The 11,863-nt window shown below is 72.1% G+C and carries 9 protein-coding genes and 1 rRNA gene; 5 read left to right on the plus strand and 5 right to left on the minus strand.

What is annotated here, in order from left to right; genetic code table 11:
• Positions 1-80: ribosomal RNA gene (gene rrf, locus ACFXPX_RS41590) — 5S ribosomal RNA — on the plus strand; the annotation flags it as partial.
• A gap of 63 nt (positions 81-143) precedes the next feature.
• Here rrf and ACFXPX_RS41595 read toward each other — a convergent pair.
• Positions 144-605: a GNAT family N-acetyltransferase gene (locus ACFXPX_RS41595; RefSeq protein WP_380532709.1), complete on the minus strand. Its 462-nt coding sequence runs from the start codon at positions 603-605 to the stop codon at positions 144-146.
• Positions 606-704: 99 nt separating this feature from the next.
• Positions 705-1,496 carry a VOC family protein gene (locus ACFXPX_RS41600; RefSeq protein ID WP_380644939.1) on the minus strand — a complete coding sequence of 264 codons (792 nt, stop codon included), beginning with the start codon at positions 1,494-1,496 and terminating at the stop codon, positions 705-707.
• A gap of 200 nt (positions 1,497-1,696) precedes the next feature.
• Here ACFXPX_RS41600 and ACFXPX_RS41605 point away from each other — a divergent pair, with 200 nt between their 5' ends.
• From ACFXPX_RS41605 to ACFXPX_RS41615, 3 genes are all read left to right on the plus strand, one after another.
• Positions 1,697-3,931 carry an ATP-dependent RecD-like DNA helicase gene (locus tag ACFXPX_RS41605; protein ID WP_380644940.1) on the plus strand — a complete coding sequence of 745 codons (2,235 nt, stop codon included), beginning with the start codon at positions 1,697-1,699 and terminating at the stop codon, positions 3,929-3,931.
• Positions 3,932-4,156: 225 nt separating this feature from the next.
• Complete coding sequence (locus tag ACFXPX_RS41610; protein ID WP_375896975.1) at positions 4,157-5,446, plus strand: citrate synthase; 1,290 nt, start codon at positions 4,157-4,159, stop codon at positions 5,444-5,446.
• A gap of 542 nt (positions 5,447-5,988) precedes the next feature.
• Positions 5,989-6,708, plus strand: a complete 720-nt coding sequence (locus ACFXPX_RS41615) for an SDR family NAD(P)-dependent oxidoreductase (protein ID WP_375896972.1) — start codon at positions 5,989-5,991, stop codon at positions 6,706-6,708.
• A gap of 83 nt (positions 6,709-6,791) precedes the next feature.
• Here the strand turns inward: ACFXPX_RS41615 and ACFXPX_RS41620 are convergent, their stop codons facing one another.
• The 3 genes from ACFXPX_RS41620 to ACFXPX_RS41630 form a co-directional block, all read right to left on the minus strand.
• Positions 6,792-9,134, minus strand: a complete 2,343-nt coding sequence (locus ACFXPX_RS41620; RefSeq protein ID WP_380644941.1) for a heavy metal translocating P-type ATPase — start codon at positions 9,132-9,134, stop codon at positions 6,792-6,794.
• A 62-nt stretch (positions 9,135-9,196) separates the two neighbouring features.
• A complete protein-coding gene (locus tag ACFXPX_RS41625; protein WP_375896966.1) occupies positions 9,197-9,415 on the minus strand; it encodes a heavy-metal-associated domain-containing protein in 219 nt (72 codons plus the stop codon).
• Between the two features lie 101 nt (positions 9,416-9,516).
• Positions 9,517-10,458 carry a PrsW family intramembrane metalloprotease gene (locus ACFXPX_RS41630; RefSeq protein ID WP_375896963.1) on the minus strand — a complete coding sequence of 314 codons (942 nt, stop codon included), beginning with the start codon at positions 10,456-10,458 and terminating at the stop codon, positions 9,517-9,519.
• Between the two features lie 177 nt (positions 10,459-10,635).
• Between ACFXPX_RS41630 and ACFXPX_RS41635 the strand changes: the two genes are divergently transcribed.
• The gene (locus tag ACFXPX_RS41635) at positions 10,636-11,805 is read left to right on the plus strand and encodes a PP2C family protein-serine/threonine phosphatase (RefSeq protein ID WP_375896961.1); all 1,170 of its coding nucleotides are present in this window, start codon (positions 10,636-10,638) and stop codon (positions 11,803-11,805) included.
• Positions 11,806-11,863: the final 58 nt, after the last annotated feature.

An 11,863-nucleotide genomic window follows, 5' to 3' on the forward strand; every position in this document is an offset into this window, starting at 1 on the left:
TTCCGAACCCGGAAGCTAAGCCTCACAGCGCCGATGGTACTGCAGGGGGGACCCTGTGGGAGAGTAGGACGCCGCCGAACAATCATTCAGAAAAGGCCCACCCGGGTGACCGGGTGGGCCTTTTCGTATTTCCGGGGAAGATGTCAGAGCTGCCGCTTGAATCCGAGGTGCGAGGCCGTGAAGCCGAGTCGCTCGTAGAACCGGTGCGCGTCCGTGCGGGTCGCGTCCGAGGTGAGTTGGACGAGGTCGGCGCCGAGTTCGCGGGAGCGCTCGACGGCCCACTCGATCAACTCGGTGCCGAGTCCGCTGCCGCGTTCGTCGGCGTGGATGCGGACGCCCTCGATGATCGTGCGGGTGGTGCCGGCCCGGGAGAGGCCCGGGATCACCGTGAGCTGGAGGGTGCCGACGACGCGGCCGGCGCGTTCGGCGACGACCAGGTGCTGGTGCGGGTCGCGGTCGATGCGGGTGTAGGCGGTGCGGTAGGGGGTGAGGTCGTCGGGGCTCTCGCGGGTGGCGCCCAGCGGGTCGTCCGCGAGCATGGCCACGATCGCCGGCAGATCGCCTTCGCCGGCCCGTCGGATCGTCAGAACAGCCGTTTCAGTCATGATCAGAGGATAAGGAGGGCCGAGGGGGTCGGCGGACTCTGTCTACGCCCGTAGCGTGCCTCCAGGGCCCGCTGTGGCCCACCACGGTCCGATGCCGGGTCACTCCCCGGGCCCGGCGCTGGTGATGACGGCGAAGACGGCTCCGTGCCGGTCCAGCAGCTGGGCGAGCCGGCCGACCCCGTGGAGGTCCGTCGCCGGGATCCGGACCTTCGCGCCGAGCCGGTCGGCGATGGCGAGGCAGGCGTCCACGTTGGGGACCTCGAAGTAGGGGAGCCAGTGCGAGCGGGTGCCGCGGGCGGTGTGCTCGGGGCTGAGCTGGAGGATGCCGCCGTGGGCGTCGTCGGTGCCGCCGCCGGACGGGGTGAGCACGGTGTAGAACGCCTCGCCGAGCGGGACGTCCTGTTCCTGCCAGTCGAAGACCGTGCGGTAGAAGGCCTTGGCCCGTTCCGCGTCGACGCTGTAGCACTCGGCCCAGCAGAGGCTGACCTGGTCGTTGACGACGTCCAGGCCGCGGGTGTCGTGCGGCTGCCAGACCGCGAAGTCGGCGCCGGTCGGGTCGGTGTAGCCGGCCATCCGGCCCGCGGTGAAGACGTCGAAGGGGGTGAACCGGATGCGGCCGCCTGCCTGTTCGACCAGGTCGGTGGTGCGGTCGGCGTCCTCGGTGGTGAAGTAGAGGGTCCAGCCGGGGAGCGTGCCCTCCTCGGCGAGCGGGCCGAGGGCGGCGACGGTGCGGCCGTCGAGCTGGAAGAAGCCGTAGCCGCCGGCTTCGGGGCCGGCCGAGTCGAAGGTCCAGCCGAACAGCGCGGAGTAGAAGTCGACGGAGGCCCGGGTGTCGGGGCTGCTCAGGTCGAGCCAGTTCGGGGAGCCGGGGCGGAAGTCGGTGTTGAGCATGGCGGCACTGCTCCTCGGACGGGTCCCGTGCGGGCGCGGGCGCGGTCGACGACCCCCTGGACCCTTTCAGCCTGGCACCTCGGTCGGGGCGGTGCACGGCAGGCCCGGCGGGCGGTCCGGCGGGCGGTCCGGACCTGTCCGCGCCGGGCGGTACGGTGCGTAACGGAATGGTCCACCCGTACCGGTCGAAGGGGGCTCCGGTGGGCAAGCAGGCGCAGTCGGGGCAGGAGGTGCCCCGCCAGCTCGCGCAGGTCGAGGGCGTGCTGGAGCGGATCACCTACGCCAATGAGGAGACCGGCTACACGGTGGCCCGGGTGGACACCGGCCGGGGCGGGAACGACCTGCTGACGGTGGTGGGCGCGCTGCTGGGGGCGCAGGTCGGGGAGTCGTTGCGGCTGCACGGGCGGTGGGGCTCGCACCCGCAGTACGGGCGGCAGTTCACGGTGGAGAACTACACCACGGTGCTGCCCGCGACCGTCCAGGGCATCCAGCGGTACCTGGGCTCGGGGCTGATCAAGGGGATCGGCCCGCGGTTCGCCGAGCGGATCGTCGAGCGCTTCGGGGTGGAGACCCTGGAGGTGATCGAGAACGAGCCGGGCCGGCTGATCGAGGTGCCGGGGCTGGGGCCCAAGCGCACCAAGAAGATCGCCGCGGCCTGGGAGGAGCAGAAGGCCATCAAGGAGGTGATGGTCTTCCTCCAGGGGGTCGGGGTGTCGACCTCGCTGGCGGTGCGGATCTACAAGCAGTACGGGGACGCCTCGATCGGGGTGGTGCGCAACGAGCCGTACAAGCTGGCCTCGGACGTCTGGGGCATCGGCTTCCTGACGGCGGACCGGATCGCCCAGGCGGTGGGCATTCCGCACGACAGTCCGGAGCGGGTGAAGGCGGGCCTGCAGTACGCGCTGTCGCAGAGCACCGACCAGGGGCACTGCTACCTGCCGGAGGAACGGCTGATCGCGGACGGCGTGAAGCTGTTGCAGGTGGACGTGGGGCTGGTGATCGACTGCCTGGCGGAGCTGGTCGCGGCGGAGGGGGTGGTGCGCGAGGCGGTGCCGGGGGAGGCGGGCGAGCCGATCACCGCGGTGTACCTGGTGCCGTTCCACCGGGCGGAGATCTCGCTGGCCAACCAGCTGCTGCGGCTGCTGCGTTCGGACTCCGACCGGATGCCGTGGTCGGCGGAGGTGGACTGGCCGGTGGCGCTGGAGTGGCTGGCCCGGCGGACCGGGGCGGCGCTGGCGCCGGAGCAGGAGCAGTCGGTGCGGCTGGCGCTGACCGAGAAGGTCGCGGTGCTGACGGGTGGTCCGGGCTGCGGCAAGTCGTTCACGGTGAAGTCGATCGTGACGATGGCGCTGGCCAAGCGGGCGAAGGTGGTGCTGGCGGCGCCGACCGGGCGGGCGGCCAAGCGGCTGGCGGAGCTGACCGGGGCGGAGGCCTCGACGGTGCACCGGCTGCTGGAGCTCAAGCCGGGCGGTGACGCCGCGTACGACCGGGACCGGCCGCTGGACGCCGACCTGGTGGTGGTGGACGAGGCCTCGATGCTGGACCTGATCCTGGCGAACAAGCTGGTCAAGGCGGTGCCGCCGGGCGCCCACCTGCTGTTCGTGGGGGACGTGGACCAGCTGCCCTCGGTGGGGGCCGGTGAGGTGCTGCGGGATCTGCTGGCCGAGGACGGGCCGATCCCCTCGGTGCGGCTGACCCGGATCTTCCGGCAGGCGCAGCAGTCGGGCGTGGTGACCAACGCGCACCGGATCAACGAGGGGAAGCCGCCGTTGACGGAGGGTCTGGCGGACTTCTTCCTGTTCGTGGAGGACGACACCGAGCGGGCGGCCGGTCTGACGGTGGACGTGGTGGCCCGCCGGATCCCGCAGAAGTTCGGCTACGACCCGCGCCGGGACGTCCAGGTGCTGGCGCCGATGCACCGGGGCCCGGCGGGGGCGGGGAACCTGAACACCCTGTTGCAGGGGGCGGTGACGCCGGCCCGGGAGGGTCTGGCGGAGCGGCGTTTCGGCGGGCGGACCTTCCGGGTGGGGGACAAGGTCACCCAGATCCGCAACAACTACGACAAGGGGCGGAACGGGGTCTTCAACGGCACAGTGGGAGTGGTGACCGCCCTCAGCGTGGACGACCAGCGGTTGACGGTGCTCACCGACGAGGACGAGGAGGTGCCGTACGACTTCGACGAGCTGGACGAGCTGGCCCACGCCTACGCGGTGACGATCCACCGCTCGCAGGGAAGTGAATACCCGGTGGTGGTGATTCCGGTCACCATGTCCGCTTGGACGATGCTCCAGCGAAACCTGCTCTACACGGCTGTGACCAGGGCGAGGAAACTCGTCGTGCTGGTCGGGTCACGGAAGGCGATCGCGCAGGCTGTGAGGGCCGTCAGTGCAGGTCGGCGGCACGCCGCGCTGGATCATCGACTTGCTTCTGGATGATTATCCAACAGGATGGTTGCCTCTAATGTTCTCTTGACGTGAAGAGATTTACGGCAGAGCCTAGGGTGGTGCCGATCTTGTCCGGTTCGTACCGGCAGGGGCAGCAGGTTTTGTAGGGGCGGGCCCTTCCGGGCCACCCCGGGTGCGCGACTGTCCTCCGGATGGGGGATCGTGGAGTCAGTCAGGGCACCTTGGAAGAGGATTCATTTCGTCGGTGAGGAAGACGTGAGCGACAACTCGGTAGTACTGCGGTACCAGGACGGCGAGTACGAGTACCCCGTCGTCGAGAGCACTGCGGGCAACTCCGGCTTCGACATCTCGAAGCTGCTCCCGCAGACCGGCCTGGTCACCCTGGACAACGGCTTCGGTAACACCGCCGCGTACAAGTCCGCGATCACCTTCGTGGACGGCGACAACGGCATCCTGCGGTACCGCGGCTACCCGATCGAGCAGCTCGCCTCGCAGGGCGGCTTCATCGAGACCGCGTACCTCCTGATCAACGGTGAGCTGCCCAACGCGGCCCAGCTGGCGGAGTTCAACCGCGAGATCACCCAGCACACGCTGCTGCACGAGGACGTCAAGCGCTTCTTCCAGGGCTTCCCGCGGGACGCCCACCCGATGGCCATGCTGTCCTCGGTGGTCGGCGCGCTCTCCACGTTCTACCCGGAGAGCCACAACCCGTTCGACGCGGCCCAGCGCCACCTGTCGACCGTCCGCCTGCTGGCCAAGCTGCCGACGATCGCCGCGTACGCGTACAAGAAGGCGATGGGCCAGCCCTTCGTCTACCCGCGCAACGACCTGAGCTACGTCGAGAACCTCCTGCGGATGACCTTCGCCGTCCCCGCCGAGGACTACGAGCTCAACCCGGTCATCGTCAACGCCCTGGACAAGCTGCTCATCCTGCACGCGGACCACGAGCAGAACTGCTCCACCTCCACCGTGCGCCTGGTCGGCTCCAGTCACGCCAACCTGTTCGCCTCGATCTCGGCGGGCATCTCGGCGCTGTGGGGCCCGCTGCACGGCGGTGCCAACCAGGCCGTCCTGGAGATGCTGGAGAGCATCCAGAAGGACGGCGGCGACGTCGACGCGTTCATCACGAAGGTGAAGAACAAGGAAGCCGGCGTCAAGCTGATGGGCTTCGGCCACCGCGTCTACAAGGCCTTCGACCCGCGCGCCGCGCAGGTCAAGCTGCTGGCGCACGAGGTCCTCGGCCAGCTCGGCAAGAGCGACGAGCTGCTGGAGATCGCGCTCAAGCTGGAGGAGCACGCCCTCAAGGACGACTTCTTCATCTCGCGCAAGCTGTACCCGAACGTGGACTTCTACACGGGTCTGATCTACCGCGCCATGGGCTTCCCGACCAGCATGTTCACCGTGCTGTTCGCCCTCGGCCGGCTGCCGGGCTGGATCGCCCACTGGCACGAGATGATCAACGACCCGACCAGCCGGATCGGCCGCCCGCGCCAGATCTACACCGGCACCGCGATCCGCGACTACGTCGAGCTCGAACAGCGCTGACGTCGCACCGCACCGAAAGGGGCCCGGCCGCTGCTGAGCGGCCGGGCCCCTTCGCGTCCCCGCCCGCGGACCCGGAAGGCCCGCGGACGGGGACGGAACCGTACGGCGCACGACTCCGGGGCCGGCCGCGACCGGGGACGGCCGCTCAAAGCGTCCCTGGCCCGCCACAACCCCGGCGCCGTGCGCGAAGGCCGTCGAGGATTCGACGACCGTTCCCGGGGCCCGCCGGAGCCCCGTCGGCGACAGCCCGCCGGAAGTGCGGGGACACATTGCCGTTGATCGTGCCCCGCCCAGCGGAAAAACTGCCGCACTACCAACCTAAGACGTATCAGGGTGCGAGAAGTTACGCCCGGGGGGTGTGAGCTGCCTCTCGCCACGCTCCGTAGGCGCCTCGTACCGCGCCCATATCACACCTTCCCTCGCGCACGACGTCACCCTCCCCGCAGTCACGGCAACCGAGCGTGATAGGAATCGTGGCATTCCGGTACGGACCGTCGCGCCCCCTCGTCGCGCGACGGCGGAACTGGGGAGGGAGTGCGCAGATGGCCAGGAACGTCGTCGTCACCGGCGGTGGCACGGGAATCGGGTACGAAGTCGCGCGGCGGTTCGCCGAGGCGGGTGAGCACGTGGTGATCGTCGGTCGGCGCCGGGCCGTCCTGGAGAAGGCCGCGATCGACCTCGGGCCGAACGTCACCCCGCTGGTGTGCGACCTCGCCGACCCGGACGCCGTGGAGGCCGCGCTGGCGGAACTGCCCGAGCGGATCGACGTGCTGGTGAACAACGCCGGCAGCCGGGAGACCGTGGTCGGCGGCGGGCCGCACGCCCTGCTGGCCCGCTGGCGCGGCGACTTCGAGCGCAACGTGCTGACCGTGGTGCTGCTCACCGAGTCGATCCGGGACCGGCTCACCCCGGGCTCCGGCCGGGTCGTCACCATCAGCTCCATCGCCGCCCTGCGCGGGGCCGGCTCCTACGGTGCGGCGAAGGCCTCCCTGCACGCCTGGAACCACTTCCTGGCCGCGCAGTTGGGCACCTCGGGGATCACCGCCAACATCGTCGCGCCGGGCACGGTGGCCGGCACCGAGTTCTTCGGGCCGCGGCTGGACGAGCCCGAGGTGGCCCGCCGGGCGGCGCGCACGCTGCTCGGCCGGATCGGCGAGACCGGGGAGGTCGCGGCGGCGGTCACCTTCCTCGCCTCGCCCGAGGCCGGGTTCATCACCGGCGAGATCCTGCACTGCAACGGCGGGGAACTGCTGGGGCGTTGAGGCGTCGAGGCGCTGCGGCGTCGGTGCGTGACGAGGGGCCCGGACCGGGGACGGTCCGGGCCCCTCGGGCCGTCCGGCCGGGCTCAGGCGGCCCGGAAGCGGCGCAGCCGGAGGCTGTTGCCGACCACGAAGAGCGAGGAGAAGGCCATCGCGGCCCCGGCGATCATCGGGTTCAGCAGTCCGGCGGCGGCCAGCGGGATCGCCGCGACGTTGTAGCCGAAGGCCCAGCAGAGGTTGCCCCGGATGGTGGCGAGGGTCCGGCGGCCGAGCCGGACGGCGTCGGCGGCGGCGCGCAGGTCGCCGCCGACCAGGGTGAGGTCGCCGGCCTCGATCGCGGCGTCGGTGCCGGTGCCCATCGCCAGGCCCAGGTCGGCCTGGGCGAGCGCGGCCGCGTCGTTGACGCCGTCGCCGACCATCGCCACGACCCGGCCCTCGGCCTGGAGCCGGCGGACCGTCGCCACCTTGTCCTCGGGCAGCACCTCGGCGATGACGTCCCGCGGTGCGACGCCGAGCTCGGCGGCCACCGCCTCGGCCACCGTGCGGTTGTCGCCGGTCAGCAGCACCGGGGTCAGGCCCAGGGCGCGCAGCCGGGCGACGGCCTCGACGCTGGTCGGCCGGAGCGCGTCCGCCACCTCCAGGACGGCCCGGGCCCCGCCGTCCCAGCCGACCGCGACCGCGGTGCGGCCGGCCGCCTCGGCGGCGGTCACGGCGCGGGCCAGGACGGGCGGCAGGGGTTGGGCGTGGTCGGCCAGCAGGGCCGCCCGCCCGGCCGTGACCGTACGGCCGTCCACGACGCCCTGCACGCCCCGGCCGGGCAGGTTGCGGAAGTCCCGGACCGGCGGCAGTGCGCCGAGGCGGTCGGCGGCGGTGGTGGCGATGGCCCGGGCGATCGGGTGCTCGGAGGCGTGCTCCAGGGCGCCGGCCAGGCGCAGCGCCTCGGCCTCGGTGACCTCCTCGGCGGTGTGCACGGCGAGCAGGGTCATCCGGCCGGTGGTGACGGTGCCGGTCTTGTCCAGGACGACGGTGTCGACCCTGCGGGTGGTCTCCAGTACCTCGGGGCCCTTGATCAGGATGCCGAGCTGGGCGCCGCGGCCGGTGCCGACCAGCAGGGCGGTCGGGGTGGCCAGGCCCAGGGCGCACGGGCAGGCGATGATCAGCACGGCCACCGCGGAGGTGAACGCCGCGGTGGGGCTGTCGGTGGCCAGCAGCCGGCCGACCAGGGTGGCAAGGGCGATCAGGATGACCACCGGGACGAAGACCGCGGAGATCCGGTCGGCCAGGCGCTGGGCGGCGGCCTTGCCGTTCTGGGCCTCCTCGACCAGCTTGGCCATCCGGGCCAGCCGGGTGTCCGCGCCGACCCTGGTGGCCTCGACCACCAGCCGGCCGCCCGCGTTGACGGTGGCGCCCGTCACGGTGTCCCCGACGGCGACCTCGACCGGGACGGACTCGCCGGTCAGCATCGAGGCGTCCACCGCGGAACTGCCCTCGACCACCGTGCCGTCGGTGGCGACCTTCTCGCCGGGGCGGACCACGAAGCGGGTGCCGACGGTCAGCCGGTCCACCGGTAGCCGGACCTCGCGCCCGCCCCGGAGCACGGTCACGTCCTGGGCGCCGAGGTCCAGCAGGGCGTGCAGGGCCGCGCCGGCCCGGCGCTTGGCGCGGGCCTCCAGGTGGCGGCCCAGCAGGATCAGCACGGTGACGGCGGCCGCGGTCTCCAGGTAGAGGCTGGCGGCGGGGTCGGTGTCGCCGACCGTGAGCGAGAACTCGTGGTGCATGCCGGGCAGGCCGGCGTGACCCAGGAAGAGGGACCAGCAGGACCAGCCGAAGGCGGCCAGGGTGCCGAGCGAGACCAGGGTGTCCATGGTCGCGGCGCCGTGCTTGAGGTTGGTCCAGGCGGCGCGGTGGAAGGGCAGGCCGCCGTAGAGGACGACCGGGCCGGTCAGGGCGAAGGCCAGCCACTGCCAGTCGGTGAACTGCAGGGCGGGGACCATCGAGAGCAGCACCACGGGGACGCCGAGCAGGGCGCTGATCAGCAGGCGCTCGCGCAGCGGGTCGGCGGCGGGGCGGCCGGCCGGGCCGGGGCGGCCGCCGTGCGCCGGGTGCTCGCCGTGCCCGGGGTGGTCGCCGAGCGCGGGGTCGGAGCCGGGCTCGGGGTCGGAGCCGGGCTCGGGAGCGGCGGGGGCCGGGGGCGGGGGGAGTTCGGCGGTGTAGCCGGTCCGCTCGACGGTCCCGATCAGCTCCTCGACCGTGACGCCGGGGCCGAAGTCGACCCGGGCCTTCTCGGTGGCGTAGTTGACCGTGGCCTCGACGCCGTCCATCCGGTTGAGCTTCTTCTCGATCCGGGCGGCGCACGAGGCGCAGGTCATCCCGCCGATCGACAGCTCGACCCGGTCCCGTGCCCCGACGCCGGGGGCGGAGGTGGTCATGCGGAGGGCTCCTAGGGAGTGGTGGCGGGGGCCCGGGCGGGCCCCCGCCGTACCGGGGTGGCTCAGACCGCGGGGCCGACCAGCTCGTAGCCGGCCTCGTCGATCGCGGTGCGGACCTGCTCCTCCGCCAGCGGGGCGGTGGAGGAGACCGTCACGGTACCGGCCTGGGCGTCGGCGGCGACCTCGGTGACACCGGCCAGCGCGGACAGCTCCTCGCTGATCGCCTTCTCGCAGTGGCCGCAGCTCATGCCGGACACGGTGTAGGTGATGGTGCTGGACATCGGGGCCTCCTGGAGGTCGGTGCTGGTGCTGGATCTCCTGCTTCTCCAGCTCTTCGAACACCATACCCCTCTGGGGTATTTCTCGGAGGGGCGGGCGACGGTCAGGCCGGTACGGAGGGCTGCTGTGCCGGGATCGGCGCGGTGGGCTCGCTGCGCACCAGCAGCCTCAGCCAGAGCAGCCCTCCCAAGGAGACCACGAGCAGTCCCGCCGTGTCGTACACGGTGTACAGGTGGACCTGCTCGCTCGACGGGTTCGGCATGTAGCCCAGGTCGAACAGGGCGCGCTGGAAGTCGCTCGTGGTGGTCCGGGCGACCAGCCAGACGGCGATGCCGCTCGTGCTGTCCCACAGCGCGTGCAGCAGTGAGACGCCCAGGTAGGTGAGCAGCAGCGGGGTGGTGAGGCGGAAGCGCCCGCCGCGCCGCTCCCGGAACAGCACCCCGCCGATGATCGCCGTCCACAGGATGTGGCCGACCGGGGCGAGCACCCCGCGCAGGATCTCCGTCTCCACCAGGTCGTCCAGCGACAGCCCCTGGATGCTCAGCACCGCGTTGAACGCGTACCCGGCGCTCTCGAACGCGGCGAACCCGGCGCCGACGGTCGCGCCCAGCACCAGCCCGTGGCGCAGCCCGCTGACCCGCAGCCGGCGGCTGACCAGCACCAGCGCGGCCAGCTTGACCGCCTCCTCGATCAGGCCGACTCCCGCGTACATCCACACCGAGGGGGAGAGCAGGTACGTCTCCAGGACCGAGGCGCCCAGGACGCCGATCACCCCGCCGATGCCGAAGCAGGTGAAGATCCGGTCCGGGCCGAGGTCGGCCGCGTAGCGCTCGTACGCCCAGATCACCACCGTGGCCGGGACGAGGAAGCTGCCCAGCAGCACGATGGTCGGGACCAGGTTGCTGTTGTCGGTGAAGAAGGTGACCAGGACGGTGCAGGCCCAGAGCAGCAGGCCGGTCAGGAAGAACTTGAGCCAGTGGTGCGGCCGGGTGGCCGTCCGGGCGGGGGGTGCGGTGATGCGCGGCGTGGGTCGGTATCCGGACACCGGGCAGGGCCTCCTCTGAGTAGCCGCTTCGGTCGAACTTTATGACAAATCGGGCAATAGGGACTTGTGGGGGTGGGGCGAGCGAGGTGGGCGGGGTAGGCGGGGCGAGCGAGGTGGGCGGGGCGGGCAGGGTGGGTGGGGTGGTTCGGGGTCGTGATCGTCCCTTATGTTCGGTATGTGTTCCCGATCCGCCGTGCCCAGTCGCCCTCGGCCCCCACCGCCGCCGGGCTGCCACCGGACCGGCGGCGCGGCGCCCTGAGGGTCGTCGACCTCCAGGACGTGCCGCTCCGGTGGCGGGCCGCCCCGGCGCTGCTCGCCGTCCTGCTGGTCGCACTCGCGGACCTCCTCTCCGGCAAGGACCGGTACCTCGCACCGCTGATGACCGTCGTCCCGGCCGTCGCCGCGCTCACCCTCAAGCCCGGCGAACTGCTCGCCGTCTGCGCGGTCGGGCTGGTCGCCGTCTTCGGACTCAGCCACTACGACCAGGTCGACAACATCAACGACGCCCGCTTCCTCTACGGTGCGATGGTCAGCTATCTGGTTCTGACGCTGTTCTCGGCCTGGGTCGCCAAGATCCGGATGCGGCGGGCGGCCGCCTTCGCGGCGGTCAGCTCCGTCGCCGAGGCCGCCCAGCGGGCCCTGCTGCGGCTGCCCGGGCCGGCCGTGGGGCCGCTGCGGCTCGCCGTGCGGTACGTGTCCGCGGCGGACGCCTCACGGATCGGCGGGGACCTCTACTCGGTGCTGGAGACGCCGCACGGCACCCGGGTCGCGGTCGGGGACGTCCGGGGCAAGGGGCTCGCGGCCGTCCAGACCGCGGCGGTGGTGCTCGGCGCGTTCCGCGAAGCCGCGTACGACGAAGCCGGACTACGGGGCGTCGCCTCGCGGATCGAGGCCAGCGTCGAGCGGCACGTGCCGGACGGGGAGTTCACCACGGCGCTGTTCGCCGAGTTCCGCCGGCCCGGCGAGATGGAACTGCTCCAGTACGGGCACGTCGCGCCGATCCGGGTGGACGGTGAAGGGCGGGCCCACGTACTGGACGCGCCCGACCCGTGGGTGCCGCTCGGCCTCGGGCGGCTCGCGACCGGCGAACCGGCCACCTGGGGGCAGCCGTTCGGGACGGAGGACGTCCTGGTGCTGTACACGGACGGGGTCATCGAGGCGCGGCACCGCAGGAGCGGGGAGTTCTATCCGTTGGCGGAGCGGGTCGGGCCGCTGGTGCGGGGAGCTGCGCGCTCGGCGGGGGAGTTGGAGGCGGCGGTGGGGCGGGTGTACGCGGATCTGCTGGCGCACACGGGTGGGGCGTTGCGGGATGACGCGTTGTTGTTGCTGATTACGCGGACGGACTGAGGGGGGCGCTGCGCGGGGCTGTTGTTGGGTGGGGGGCTTTCGGGAGGGTGGGTGGGTC

Origin of the sequence: Kitasatospora sp. NPDC059146 (assembly GCF_042786665.1) — a bacterium.
GTDB lineage: Bacteria > Actinomycetota > Actinomycetes > Streptomycetales > Streptomycetaceae > Kitasatospora.